The organism is Shewanella sp. BJSY2023SW007 (genome assembly GCF_047314525.1).
In the GTDB taxonomy this organism is placed as follows: Bacteria; Pseudomonadota; Gammaproteobacteria; order Enterobacterales; family Shewanellaceae; genus Shewanella; species Shewanella chilikensis.
Map to the genome: position 1 here is coordinate 24353 of NZ_JBKORL010000018.1, position 13956 is coordinate 38308.

A 13956-nucleotide genomic window follows, 5' to 3' on the forward strand; every position below is an offset into this window, starting at 1 on the left:
TGGGGATTTATAGGTCACTCAGACATTACTGCGCTGAGTCGGCAGAACCATTTCCGTTATGGGAATGATGAGTTTCAGTCAAACGACGCATCAGCGGCAATACCGCCAACGCGATAAAGGTACAAACCAGCGCCGCTATTCCCAACTTGTTAAACAAGCTGGTGTAGATAGGCAGAGTCTCAAGCGGATCTGTGATGTTCTTAGGCACACTGGCGAAGTTGGCCACCACACCACCCAGATACTGAGAGATGCCCGAGGCGACGAAGTAAGCCCCCATCATAAAGCCACCCATGCGCTCAGGTACGTAACGGGCAATCATAGCCAAGCCCAAACCACTTACCAGCAGCTCACCGAGTGAGTATGCACCATAACCCCAGATCATCACCCAGGAAGAGGTCTTGCCATCAACGGCGAACATACCGGCGAAGCTGTAGATGAAGAAACCCAGAGCCACTACGGCAAAGCCCAGTGCGAACTTGGCGGCGATGGAAATATCCTTGTTGTTACGTCCGGCAGAGGCATAAACCCAGGCCAGCACAGGGCTAAGCAACATGATCCAGATAGGGTTCAAGGCCTGGAACTGCGCCGGTGACCAAGTCCACAGATCGACACCAAAGGCCTGGAAGTTCCAATCGACGTTACGCAGGGCAAACAGCGCCAGCGAGGTAGACATCTGCTGGTAGAACACAAAGAAGAATACTGTTTGTACCGTCAGTACCAAGGCGGCTATCAAACCGGCCCGCTCACTGGTTTCACTGTTTTTAATCAGGTAGATAAAGATACCGAGTACGGCAGCACCTGCGGTGTAAACAAAGGCGCGGGCCACATCTTCATATTCAAGGATAAAGGCTGAAGCCACTACAGACAGGGCCGCCAGGCCGAGTACCGCAAACAGCTTATTCATTTCCACCGGACGGGTATCCGGCTCTGAGCCATAGTTGGCCAGAGTTTTACGCATCATGGCGTAGTTACCCAGTCCCACCAGCAGACCCACGCAGCAGACGGCAAAGGCCGCATGCCAACCGAACTCGTTGCCATAGTTGGCATTGACGTAATCTTTAATCCAGGGAGTCAACAACATGGAGAAGGTGGAACCTACGTTCACCGCCATGTAGTAAATGGTAAAGGCGCTGTCTATCTTGGAGTCGTCCCCTTCATAGATTTTACGCACCAGGTTACCGGCATTGGGCTTGAACAAACCGTTACCGACAACAATTACCCCCAGAGCCGAAAACAGGAACCAGGTGTTTTCGGTCGGCACTGTCATCAAGGCATAACCCAGAGACAGGATACCGGCACCGAGCAACATGGTGCGCTTGGTACCGAGAATTTTATCCCCGACCCAGCCACCAATCGCCGGCGACACATAAATCAATGCGGCACAGGCACTCCATACCAGGTTGGCGCGACTGTCCTCAAACCCTAGACGCTGTACCATGAAGTACACGATAAGCGCCTGCATACCGTAATAACCGAAACGTTCCCATAGCTCGATAAGTGACACAGTCATAAAAGAATGTGTCTTGCTTACCTTAGGAGACCCTAATGTCATTTTGCTTGCTTCCATCTTGATTTGAAATAATTGTCAGACGAGTATAAAACTGCAGGCCGCACAATCCAACGCAAACTCTGGGGCAAAACACACTTTGTCGCAATTCTCCTACTCAGCTCAAATCCCATTGATTACTTTTTAAACAAAACAGGATTGTTCTAAAGAGTAAAGCGGAGCAAACCCAGCTGTCATAAGGCTTGCCATTAGTTAATGCGAATTCTTATCAGTATCAAAATCATCGATCAGCCAAGATTAGAATCGCTTTTATCGGCGCCTTTGATATAAAAAAACCGCCCTTTGATGGACGGTTTTTACATCGAATAGCTTAAGCTTTGACAAGAATGGCGGTCAGTCTTTGGCCGCCATTCTCGCCTTGAGATCAGCAAAAGGATTAAAGGTCGCCGGCGCCTGTTTGGCTTCACTGGTATCGCCGTACTGCACCAGTTCTTCAAACCTGGAGTGCTCGTTGTCATGGCAGTAGAGACACAACAGCTCCCAGTTGGAACCATCTGAAGGGTTGTTGTCGTGATTGTGATCTCTGTGATGGACTGTCAACTCACGCAAATTCTTGTGAGTAAACTCCCTGGCACAGCGGCCACAGACCCAGGGATAAAGCTTGAGCGCCTGCTCCCGATAGCCCTTTTCACGACTCGCCTGATACTCACGGGCCTGTGCCAGCACCCGATCCAATTTACTCTGTTCTGCCATCTTTCTTTTCCGGTGAACGGGCCCTTAAGGGCCCTCTACATATTCTGCGCTGGACAGATGCAGATAGTGCAGGTGTTTCTCATATTGAGTCACCACATCTGCCTGGATCTGCTCTTCCGTATAACCCATCACATCATAATACTGTCCGCCGTGTTCGAGGAAGACTTCAACCCGGAAGTAGTTATTTTGTGATTCATCATCACCCTCTTCCTGAGTTTGATGGGTCACAGGCAGAGTAAAGGCGCGGATCCGCAAACCATAGACAAAGGTCTGCACCTCTTCGTTTTCAATAACCAGTCTCACCCTGTCTTCATCGTACTGGAGATCGGCATTGATACCGCGGGACAAGAAGCCCTGAGAAACCTTGGACAGCGCTGGCGTTGCCACGTTGTCGACAAAGTGGCGTGCCTGCTCATAGGAGGGATGCGACACCAGCACATCTATCCTGTCTTCCCAGGACACGCTGGTTCTGGCGTACTGCACGCTGGTGGTATGCAGCTGCACGCTGTTGATTTTGAGCCAGTCATCCTGCAACGCCTTGAACAGGCCAAAGCAAATAAGCAGCATCACCAACAAGAACGGCATGGCACTGGCAATCGCTGCCGTTTGCAACGCCTGTAAGCCACCGGCGAGCAGCAGTACAGAAGCAACCACACCTTGCATCAGGGCCCAGAAAATCCGCTGCCATACAGGTGCACCGGCATCGCCGCCTGAAGTCAGGTTATCAATCACCAAAGAGCCTGAGTCCGACGAAGTCACAAAGAAAGTCACCACCAGACACACGGCGATAATGGACAGCAGATTAGAGAGCGGCAAATGCTCAAAGAAAGTAAACAGGGCGACCGACACATCGGTGGAAACCGCCGTTGCCAGATATTCGGCGCCATGATTCATGATGGCATCAATCGCCGAGTTACCGAAAACAGTCATCCACAGGAAGGTGAAACCACTGGGAACAAATAAAATCCCCACCAGAAACTCACGAATGGTACGGCCACGTGAGACCCGGGCGATAAAGGTACCGACAAAAGGTGACCAGGAGATCCACCAGCCCCAGTAAAGCAGAGTCCAACCACCGAGCCAGTCATTCTTCTGCTCATAGGCATAGAGATTAAAGGTCTTGCTCACCAGTTCACTCAAATAACTGCCTGTGTTTTGCACGAAAGACTGCAGCAGTGCGACCGTAGGCCCGAACAGCAGCACTATCATCATCAGCACAAAAGCCAACCCGAGGTTAAGCTCACTTAAGCGCTTTACGCCCTTATCCAGGCCGGAAAACACAGAGCCTGTGGCGATCAACGTGATACCTATGATCAGTGCTACCTGCACCCCGGTATTGATAGGGAATATATCACCCAACAGATAATTGAGCCCTGAGTTGACCTGCAATACCCCGAAACCCAAGGAGGTAGCGACACCAAACATAGTGCCAAGCACGGCAAAGGTGTCGACACAATGGCCTATAGGGCCATAAATACGTTCGCCAATCAAAGGGTAAAGTGCGCTTCGTGGCAGCAGTGGCAACTTATGCCGATAGCTGAAATAGGCCAGACTCAAGGCCACTACCGCATAGATGGCCCAAGCGTGAATGCCCCAGTGAAAGAAGGTGATCTTCATCGCCTCTTTGGCGGCTTCAACTGTATGGGGATCCGCATCCGGTGGCGCCAGATAATGCATCACAGGCTCACCGACCCCGAAGAACATCAAGCCTATGCCCATACCGGCAGAGAACAGCATGGCAATCCAGCTCTTGTAGCTGTAATCCGGCTCGGCATGATCCGGCCCAAGCTTGATATCACCGAAGCGACTCACCATCACAAAGATGATGAATACCAAAAAAATAGCCACCCCCATGATGTAGAGCCAACCCGCCTTCAGCTCCAGCCAAGATTGAGCTGACTTAAATAGCTCCTGCGCTTCATTCGGCCAGACGGCGCCGACAAACACCAGAATAGCGATACAGATCAGTGACGAAAAAAACACCGGAGGATTAATACTCGACTTAATCAAATTTTGCGCTCCTTTTTACGGATAATTAGCGCCGCCTGCGAGCAAGTTCCTAAATTATAGCGGAACTCAGCCGGGGACAACGCTTATCCAAAGCCACACCAAAAGCTTATAGAGTGTTTATGTGCAATATGTGACACCCTTCCGCGGACAAGCTCTCGGCTTGATTTAAATGGAAGAGATAGGGCCCGCCGGGATCAAAGTGTTGGCAGGACAGACAAGATTACCGTGGCATAGTGAATGGCAATCGACTCAGACACAAACTGCTACTTTTGGCAACAATCGGCGCCGATTATACACAAAAATGAATAAAATGGGGAGTTCATGGCAACTCCCGCTCAAAAAATCACCACCTTAGTCCTTGACGACCTTGGGTGTTTGCGAAATGCCCGCAGTCAGATTAAAGCGCATCGCCTCCTCGAATGACCAATCCACCATAATCAAATCCTCTCGCTTGACCAGGCTGGTGACTCCGGCCATCTGGTAAGAGAGTTGAAACAACACAGGCACCCAGTCCCCATCGGGCAAGGCATCGAGCAGCGGCTGAGGCGGCTTGTCTGTCATAATAAAGCCGACCACGAAACCACCGTTTGCCTGACGCACCAATACCGTCTGCTGCGACTTGGGCTTGCTGCCATCACGGTTCATCAAAGAAGCGATATCACGAATGCTGCCATAGACGGACTTGAACAGGGGAAAGCGCATCAACTGCCGCTCAATCCAGCTCCAGAGCCAGACGATGGGGCTAACAGAAAACAGTAACCCGGCAATAAATACCAAGGCTGTGACCAGAATAAAACCGGCTCCGATGAACACAGTGTCCATGCCCAGCAGAGAGAAGAGTAACTTGCCCAGACTGTCGAGAGATTCAAACAGGGACCAGAACAGCCAGAGACTAAGCGCCATGGGCAGCAGATTAAGCAAGCCGCGGATCAGGGTTTGTTTCATTGAATTCCTCTTGATACTTAAGACTGTATAGGGCGCAGGACAGAGGCTCAAAGGAAGGTTTCTCGGTAGCCCCTTCCCCAACAGGCGCTCAACTCTGTATCCTGACAGAGACGCAAATCGATAGCAAAATGTTGTGCATTACCCCGAAAGGCCGCAGGGTCTCTCGGGCGCGATAAGGAGAATAACAGCATGCGCGTAACCCGACTGGACCACCTGGTGTTGACCGTCCGCAACATAGAGCAGAGTGTCGCCTTCTACCAAAAATTGGGCATGAAACGCCAAACCTTTGCCGATAACAGAACGGCGCTGCAATTTGGCGATCAGAAAATCAACCTGCACCAGCTTGGCCGCGAATACTACCCCAATGCCGCCAAAGCCCAAAGCGGTTCGGCGGACTTGTGTTTTATCACCTGTGGTTCACTCAAGGATACTATGGCACATCTCAGTGCCGTGGGTATCGACATCGAAGAGGGCCCCGTCGCCCGTACCGGCGCCACAGGCCCGATAGACTCAGTCTATATTCGCGATCCTGACGGCAACCTGATCGAACTGGCAGAATATCGTGTTGACTAGGCTGGGCTTTGACGAGACTGCTTTGACTAAGTGCTCTGTTAACTAAGTGCTCTATTGACCAAGTCCCCAGTTGACTAAGTCTCTGTTGACCAAGTGCTCTATTGACCAAGTCCCCAGTTGACTAAGTCTCTGTTGACTAAGTCTCCGTTGACCGGTCGGTGCAGCTAACCGAGCTGCACCGACCCAAACAGCGACAAAAAAGCCGCTTGAATGCAAGCGGCTTTCTCTAAGGCTCGCGGATAAGAGCTTACAGCTCTTTTTCCATCTCCTCGTAGGAGACATGGCGTACGTCTTTGCCTTTTACGTAGTAAATCACGTACTCACAGATATTCTTGCAGCGGTCCCCTACCCGCTCAACCGCGCGGGCAGCCCAGAGCACATCCAGCACACCGGGAATAGAGCGTGGATCTTCCATCATGTAAGTCATCAACTGGCGAATAATGCCTTCATATTCCTTGTCCAGCTTGGCGTCTTCCTTGTGCAGCTCCAGCGCCGAGTCGGCGTCCATCCGCGCCAACGCATCCAGGGTAGAATTCAACATGCGGGTGGCATGACGCCCCATGGACTCAATACTGACCAGCAGCGGCTGCTGATTATTGCTGCGCTTCTCTTGTGCCGCCTTGGCGATACGAACACAGGCATCGCCGATGCGTTCGAGATCGGCAATAGACTTGGAGATGGCTATCACCAGACGCAAGTCACTGGCCGCCGGCTGCCGCTTGGCAATGATGCGGGTGCATTCTTCATCTATCATCACCTCCATGCCGTTGACCTTGTGATCGCCTTCTATCACTTTCTGTGCCAATTCAGCATCCAGGCTGCCCAGAGCATCCAGCGCCTGTTCCAGCTGGCGCTCTACCATACCGCCCATGGCCAGTACCCGGTTGCGGATATCTTCCAGTTCGGCGCTGAACTGGCCTGAGATATGTTTATTCAGGTTCTTGTTTTCCATTTGCTTCCCCTTGCTCGGACGCAGCGTTTATCAACCGTAGCGGCCGGTAATATAATCTTCGGTCTTACTCTGTTTTGGCGTAGTAAAAATAGTGTTGGTATCCGAGTACTCGATCAGCTCGCCCATATACATAAAGGCGGTTTGGTCCGACACCCTGGCAGCCTGTTGCATGTTGTGGGTCACTATCACCACAGTGTACTTGGACTTGAGCTCAGAGATCAGCTCTTCGATGGTCAAGGTAGAGATAGGATCCAGTGCCGAAGTCGGCTCATCAAGCAGCAAGACTTCCGGCTCGATGGCAATCGCCCGGGCAATTACCAGACGCTGCTGCTGACCACCGGATAGTCCGAAGGCGTTGTCATGCAGTCTGTCTTTCACCTCATCCCAGATGGCGGCGCCGCGCAGTGAACGTTCACAGGCTTCATCCAGCTCACGGCGATTGTTCACGCCCTGCAGGCGCAGACCATAGACCACATTTTCATAAATGGACTTGGGGAAAGGATTGGGGCGCTGGAACACCATGCCCACATTGCGTCTCAGCGCCGCGACATCCACTTTCTTGTCGTAGATGTTTTGGCCATGGAGCAAGATCTCCCCGTCGATATAACAGTTATCCACCAGATCATTCATCCGGTTGATGCAGCGCAGCAAGGTGGACTTACCGCAACCACTGGGGCCGATGAAGGCGGTGACCTTCTTCTTGGGGATTTTCATGGAAACATCAAACAGCGCCTGCTTGTCACCATAGCGCAGATCCAGGTTACGGATCTCCAGCGCCGTCTCTTCGGCAGGCAGGTTCGCCAGATCCAGCGTCTCAGTATTCATTACCGATGAGTCTATCGAAATCATATTCTGTCCTATCACTTCAGGATAATCGTCAATTAGTGTTCAAGCGAGCGGTACTTTTCACGCAGATGATTGCGCACGCTGATAGCCGTCAGGTTGAGTGCCACGATCACAGATACCAGCAGGAACGAGGTGGCATAGACCAAAGGCCTGGCCGCTTCTACGTTGGGGCTCTGGAAACCGACATCATAAATATGGAACCCGAGGTGCATAAACTTACGCTCAAGATGCACGAAGGGGAAATTCATATCCACAGGCAAGGTAGGCGCCAACTTGACCACCCCCACCAGCATCAAGGGTGCCACTTCGCCGGCGGCGCGGGCAACAGCCAGAATAAGCCCTGTCATAATCGCCGGGCTGGCCATGGGGATAATAATCCGCCACAGGGTTTCGGCCTTGGTGGCCCCCAGTGCCAGGCTGCCCTGACGCACTGAGCTTGGAATACGTGACAAGCCTTCTTCGGTGGAAACTATCACCACAGGCAGGGTCAGAATCGCCAAAGTCAGTGCCGACCAGATAACCCCGGGAGAGCCAAAGGTGGGCGACGGCAACGCCTCTGGATAGAACAGCTGATCCAGCGAGCCCCCCAACATATAGACAAAGAAGCCCAGACCAAACACCCCGTAGACAATCGAAGGCACACCGGCGAGGTTGATCACCGCGATACGTATCATCTTGGTGATCGGCCCTTTCTTGGCGTATTCGTGCAGATAGATGGCGGCCACCACACCGAATGGTGTCACTATCACGGCCATCAACAACACCATGAATACTGTGCCGAAAATCGCCGGAAACACCCCGCCCTCTGTGTTGGCTTCGCGGGGATCGTCACTGATAAAGCGTCCCAGACCAACAAACCAATGGCCAACCTTGTCGATAAAGCCCATGCGGTTGACATAGCTGACATCGAGCACCGAATCCAGGCTGAGGGTCACTTCTTCGCCGCGCATGTCGCGTACTATCACAGAGTCGCGCCCGGCTTGCTCACGCAGAGAAAACAGCTGCTTTTCCAACCCTTGATAATGCTGATCCAGTTGTTGACGCTTGGACTCAAGCTCGGCCTTGCGCTCAGGCGTCAGGGCATCGTCAAGCTCATAGCCACGCTCTTTAAGGCGCAGACGTTCGAGCTCATAGTTAACCGCGCCTATGTCCTGCTTCTGTAGTGTCATCGCCTGATCGGCCAGGTCCACTGCGCGCTCGATATGCTCCTCGAGTGAGTGCTGCACATCACCGCCTAGCTCCAGCCGCTGGCCCTTCTCAATCACGGCCACAGGATAGCCGTAGAAGTTACCGTTCTTGGTACGCTCTATCATGGCCAAGCCTTCCGGGGTGGAGCGCGACAAAATATCTGTCTCCAGAATCCAGCGGAAATCCAGGCCGACAAACTCACGGTTACCCGTCTTGACCAGATAGCGGGTCACAAACTCACCCGGCTCTGAGTTGAAGTGATAACCGGCGGATTTCAACCGCTCGGTCGGCACTTCTTCTCTGTCGTACAGCTCTCCTATCAGGGTGTAGCGCTGGCCTTTGTCATCCTGCATCTCCCACTGATAGATATCCGCGGGCCAGAAATAGCTCAGGCCACGCCAGGCGATGAGTAACAATAGCCCCAACACCGCAATCAAACTCAGGCTAACGGCGCCCCCTGTCATCCAGATCCAGGGAGAGCCTGATTTAAACCACTTACCCATTGCACAAACCCCTTAAGGTGATTGGCGAAACATCTAGTGTTCTATTCATAATTTCTCTCCCGTTACAGTGAGCTGTAGCGGTCACGCAGACGCTGACGCACCACTTCGGCCACAGTGTTGAACAGGAAGGTAAAGATAAAGAGCACAAAGGCTGCGAGGAACAATACCCGGTAATGGGAGCTGCCGATGGCCGACTCCGGCATTTCCACCGCGATATTGGCCGCCAGGGTCCGCATCCCTTCAAACACGCTCCACTCCATGATGGCGGTGTTCCCCGTGGCCATGAGTACAATCATGGTTTCACCCACGGCGCGGCCAAGGCCCATCATGACTGCCGAGAATATCCCCGGGCTTGCGGTCAGCAGCACTACCCGGGTCAGGGTCTGCCAGGGGGTAGCTCCCAAGGCCAGGCTGCCGTTCGACAGATGACGCGGCACAGAGAAGATGGCGTCTTCGGCAATGGAGAAGATGGTTGGAATGACGGCAAAGCCCATGGCAATCCCCACCACCAGCGCATTACGCTGATCGAAGGTGATCCCCAATTCATTGGTGATGAACTGGCGGGTGTCGCCGTGGAAGAAGGCCACTTCGATTGCCGGGCTGATGGCAAAGGAGAACCAACCGACAAAACAGATAACCGGGATCAGCATCAGTTCCTGATAGGTTTCCGGCAGTATCGCCTTGATGCGCCCCGGCAGCTTGGACCAGGCATAGGCACTGGTCACTATGCTTATCGGCAACAGCAGCAGCAAGGCCAGAATGCCGGGCAGATGCTCTTCAATCAGCGGTGCCAGCCAGAGACCGGCCAGGAAACCGAGGATCACTGTCGGCAGGGCTTCCATGATTTCAATGGTGGGCTTGACTATGCTGCGCACCTTGGGCGACATGAAATAGGCGGTATAGATAGCACCGGCAATCGCCAGAGGAACGGCAAACAGCATGGCATAGAATGCCGCCTTGAGCGTACCGAATGCCAGCGGCATCAGGCTGAGCTTGGCTTCAAAATCATCCGAGCCGGAAGTGGACTGCCAGACAAACTGCGGCTCAGGGTAACCTTCGTACCACACCTTGTTCCACAGGGCACTCCAGGAAACTTCCGGGTGGTCGTTATCAACCGCGTACAGGTGCAGCTTACTGCCATCTTCAATGATCAAGGCATTGGAGCGGGGGCTGAAGCCCATAACACCCGGCGCCTTGAGATCGAACTTCTTGTCGAACAGCTCGCGCTCACTCGTGGTGTAAAGCAAAGACAGTTCACCCTCTGGGCTCACAGTGGCAAAGCTCTTGCGGTAGAACTCAGAGGCTATGGTGTCCACCTTACCCAAACCGCTAAACTCGCGGATCTCCTGATAGACACGGCCGCGGTCGCTGGCCACCTGAAAATACTGGGCCACCACACCGCTGTCGTAGCCTACCAGCAGTGAACTGGCGCCCGCCAGCAGGCTCAAACTGGTGACCTTGGCCTTGGCTTTCTCAACATCTATCACCTGTTGCAGCGATATTTCATCCGCATACTGAATCTTGTAGACAAAAATCTTGTTGCCGGACTGCAGCAGCAGTTGGCGCTGATCCGGGGTCATGAGTTGATGTTCAGTACGGGAAGGCGCATCCGGCAGTGGCATGGTTTGTGTGTTCCACTCCACTTCCTCGGTCATCATGTTCTCTTCGCCGACCATCTTGGTCAGTTGCCAGCGATTCTGGCTGTCTTGGTAGGCAAAGCTCATACTCTCGGAGCTATAGCCGAAGGCGAGGTTCTTGAGTGGCGAGCCATCCTCGGCAACCGTCAGTGCCGACTCCCCCAGTGGATACTTAACCTTGGGAGTGATTAGGCGCTGGTTATTGGGATAGCTAACACCAAACTCGACCCCGGCCAACAAGAGTTGACCGTTATCCAGCCCGAGGGCAAACAACTGTTGGCTCGGCGCGCTGACAGCGCTGCTGACCACTTTGCTCGAATCCGGCACTGGCAGTTTCACCTGCTGATGCAGCTGATCGCCTTTGACCCTGAAAAAATCCACCACGCCCTGGTCACCGACCCGATAGAGCAGTTCATTTTGCTCGTCACTGCCCACCATCAGCGTCTTGTCTGAACTGGCCGGCAGGCTCACCTCAGTAACAGGTTTAACACTGGCGCTATCAAACACCGGCTTAATCACGTAAAGCAGATAGAAAAAGATCAACAAAAGGGCAACGAACACCATGGTTCCGCCCACTGTTACCCCTATCTGCGCGGCCTTATCCTTGAAGGCTCTGCGGCCGGAGCCTTTGCTCACCAACAAATCTTTCGACGCAGAAGCAGGTTGAATGACCTGACTTTCCATTAAGAACCTCTATTATTAATAGCTGTTAGGCTTTTTACCGAATTAACCGTACGTTATTGCGTTTCGGCCAACCCGGGTAAGACCATCCCTTATCGAGTGGCTGGGATTATATGACGCAAAAATGACAATAGTGTTACATAGCTTTTTTTAACATTATTCAGGAGTCTGTCTACCATGCTTCGTTACCTTATCACACTGCAAGTCCCTGACAGAAAAGGATTGGTTGAGCAGATTGCCCATGCGGTCAGCCGCCACGGCGGCAATTGGCTCGACTCGGAATTACGTCATATAGACGGGATTTTTGCCGCTATTTTGCTGCTTGAGGTTCCCAGCGAACACTGGGATGACCTGCTCGATGCCCTGGAGTGCATAGATGGTATGGCGCTCACCAGTGCCAGGGCCGGCCAGCAGCAGAAATATATCAAACGCCTGAGTTTCAACCTGGTGGCCTACGACAGGCCCGGGCTGGTGCTGGACATTTCCAACAGGATCAATGCCCTGGGCATCAATATCGAGCAATTCAGCAGCAAGTTTGAAACCGCGGGCCATACCGGCATCGCCCTGTTTCGGGCCACCATCAGCCTGGGATTGACCGACCCTATGCAGGAGGAGCGCCTGACCGAATCCCTCTACAGCATAGGTGATGATCTGGTACTGGATAAGCTGAATCTGACCTGAGCCCGATACCGCAGCTACCCGACCTCTGACTCTTGAGTGCCTGCAAAAGCAGCAACCGAGGTGCAATCGATAATTCCTGTTAGGAAAACTGGTACACTGGCGAAAATCACAAGAACAGAGCTTTGTCGTTATGCTTGGAACACTGGATAAGATGGCCGTCGCCCTGGACGAGAACCATCTGGCACAATACACCCTCAGAGTGGCTGAACAGCGCCTGGCGTTGAACCCTTTGATAGGCAAGAGTTTAACCCTGAGTCACACGGGTAACATCTTCTGCTGCAACTGCGGTAAGAAGACCAAGAAGAGTTACTCCCAGGGCCACTGTTATGTCTGTATGCAGAAACTCGCCAGCTGCGATCTCTGCGTGATGAAACCGGAAACCTGCCACTATGATCAGGGAACCTGCCGCGAACCCGAATGGGGTGACACCCATTGCATGGTGCCCCACTATGTTTACCTGTCCAATACCTCGGGAATAAAGGTCGGCATTACCCGCCACACCCAGTTGCCCACCCGCTGGTTGGATCAGGGAGCCACCCAGGGGCTGCCGATATTCAAGGTCAGCAGCAGGCAGCTTTCCGGCCTTATCGAAGTCGAACTGGCCAAACTGATCGCCGACAAGACCAACTGGCAGGCGATGCTCAAGGGCAACAACGACGAGATAGATCTCAAGGCCAAGGCCGAAACGCTATTGCCGAGTATCGAAACCCGCTTGCACGAGCTGGCAATGAGCCGCGGTGATTACAAGATAGAGAGATTGACCGAGACAGAGACGCAAATTCACTACCCGGTCAGTGAGTTTCCAAAGAAGATCAAGTCCCATAACTTTGATAAAGAAGCCGTTGTCAGCGGCACTCTGATGGGCATCAAGGGGCAGTACCTGCTTTTCGATACCGGAGTAATCAATATCCGCAAATTTACCTCTTATGAAGTGGAAGTCAGCTACTGATTTTTTAATTTGAGCAAACAAACGGCGCCACTTGGATGGGCGCCGTTTGATTGCTCAGTACCTTTGGTGCTTGCCAGTACCCCAGAGGCTGCCTATGATGGCCGCCAATAACGCCCTTACACAGAGACAGAGCAGAATATGGCCACAGACTCCATGATGGGATCCCAGACTATCGCCGCCCAGACCCAGGCTTGGGTCAAGGAGGTGATCATGAAGTACAACATCTGCCCCTTCGCCAGGCGGGAAGTCGAGCGCGACTCGATTCGTTACACAGTTTGCGAAGAAAGCCGCATGGATACTGCCTTGCAGGCGTTGCTGGACGAGTGCCAATATCTGGATGAGCACCCACAAGCGGAAACCAGCCTGTTCATTCTGCCGAGGGGCTTTGAAGGCTTTCACCTCTATCTGGATCTGTTGGCCTTTGCCGAGCAGCTGTTATTCGAAGAGGGTTATGAAGGGGTTTACCAGTTGGCCAGCTTTCACCCCGACTATTGTTTCGAAGGGGAGGCCCAGGATGATGCCGCCAACTACACCAACAGAGCGCCCTATCCGACCCTGCACATCATACGTGAAGCCAGTATGGAACAGGCCCTGGCCGAATATGATGATCCTGAGTCGATTCCCGAGCGCAACATCGCCTTTGCCCGCCGCAAGGGCAGCGAATTCTTCGCCAAACTGCTGCAAAACTGCCTGAGCCGAAAATTATAAAAAAGCAAAAAGTGATTGAGAGA

12 protein-coding genes are annotated in these 13956 nt (G+C 52.9%); 4 read left to right on the forward strand and 8 right to left on the reverse strand.

Going from position 1 to position 13956, the window contains the following annotated elements; genetic code table 11:
- Positions 1-25: 25 nt before the first annotated feature.
- The 4 genes from ACMHXE_RS03735 to ACMHXE_RS03750 all read right to left on the reverse strand — a co-directional run bounded on the left by ACMHXE_RS03735 (position 26) and on the right by ACMHXE_RS03750 (position 5215).
- Entirely contained in the window at positions 26-1552 is a 1527-nt protein-coding gene (locus ACMHXE_RS03735) for a peptide MFS transporter (RefSeq protein WP_101055895.1), read from the reverse strand.
- Positions 1553-1900: 348 nt separating this feature from the next.
- Entirely contained in the window at positions 1901-2260 is a 360-nt protein-coding gene (locus ACMHXE_RS03740; RefSeq protein WP_025009816.1) for a YajD family HNH nuclease, read from the reverse strand.
- Positions 2261-2284: 24 nt separating this feature from the next.
- A complete protein-coding gene (locus ACMHXE_RS03745; protein WP_101056430.1) occupies positions 2285-4270 on the reverse strand; it encodes a BCCT family transporter in 1986 nt (661 codons plus the stop codon).
- 351 nt (positions 4271-4621) lie between these two features.
- The gene (locus ACMHXE_RS03750; protein WP_101056429.1) at positions 4622-5215 is read right to left on the reverse strand and encodes a DUF502 domain-containing protein; all 594 of its coding nucleotides are present in this window, start codon (positions 5213-5215) and stop codon (positions 4622-4624) included.
- A gap of 189 nt (positions 5216-5404) precedes the next feature.
- On the opposite strand from ACMHXE_RS03750, the gene ACMHXE_RS03755 reads away from it, so the two are divergent.
- Entirely contained in the window at positions 5405-5788 is a 384-nt protein-coding gene (locus tag ACMHXE_RS03755) for a VOC family protein (RefSeq protein ID WP_101056428.1), read from the forward strand.
- A 247-nt stretch (positions 5789-6035) separates the two neighbouring features.
- Here ACMHXE_RS03755 and phoU read toward each other — a convergent pair whose 3' ends face one another.
- From phoU to ACMHXE_RS03775, 4 genes are all read right to left on the reverse strand, one after another.
- Positions 6036-6740, reverse strand: coding sequence for a phosphate signaling complex protein PhoU (phoU, locus tag ACMHXE_RS03760; RefSeq protein ID WP_101056427.1), 705 nt, complete (start codon positions 6738-6740; stop codon positions 6036-6038).
- A gap of 30 nt (positions 6741-6770) precedes the next feature.
- On the reverse strand, positions 6771-7589 hold the full coding sequence (gene pstB, locus ACMHXE_RS03765; protein WP_101056426.1) for a phosphate ABC transporter ATP-binding protein PstB: 819 nt from the start codon (positions 7587-7589) through the stop codon (positions 6771-6773).
- 32 nt (positions 7590-7621) lie between these two features.
- Entirely contained in the window at positions 7622-9277 is a 1656-nt protein-coding gene (pstA, locus tag ACMHXE_RS03770; protein ID WP_101059108.1) for a phosphate ABC transporter permease PstA, read from the reverse strand.
- A 62-nt stretch (positions 9278-9339) separates the two neighbouring features.
- Positions 9340-11598 carry an ABC transporter permease subunit gene (locus ACMHXE_RS03775; protein WP_413731421.1) on the reverse strand — a complete coding sequence of 753 codons (2259 nt, stop codon included), beginning with the start codon at positions 11596-11598 and terminating at the stop codon, positions 9340-9342.
- A 174-nt stretch (positions 11599-11772) separates the two neighbouring features.
- Here ACMHXE_RS03775 and ACMHXE_RS03780 point away from each other — a divergent pair, with 174 nt between their 5' ends.
- The 3 genes from ACMHXE_RS03780 (at position 11773) to ACMHXE_RS03790 (ending at position 13933) form a co-directional block, all read left to right on the forward strand.
- Entirely contained in the window at positions 11773-12276 is a 504-nt protein-coding gene (locus ACMHXE_RS03780) for a glycine cleavage system protein R (protein WP_025009810.1), read from the forward strand.
- Positions 12277-12406: 130 nt separating this feature from the next.
- The gene (locus ACMHXE_RS03785) at positions 12407-13225 is read left to right on the forward strand and encodes a DUF2797 domain-containing protein (protein WP_025886611.1); all 819 of its coding nucleotides are present in this window, start codon (positions 12407-12409) and stop codon (positions 13223-13225) included.
- Positions 13226-13363: 138 nt separating this feature from the next.
- Entirely contained in the window at positions 13364-13933 is a 570-nt protein-coding gene (locus tag ACMHXE_RS03790) for a DUF1415 domain-containing protein (RefSeq protein ID WP_115390582.1), read from the forward strand.
- The last annotated feature ends 23 nt before the right edge of the window (positions 13934-13956 follow it).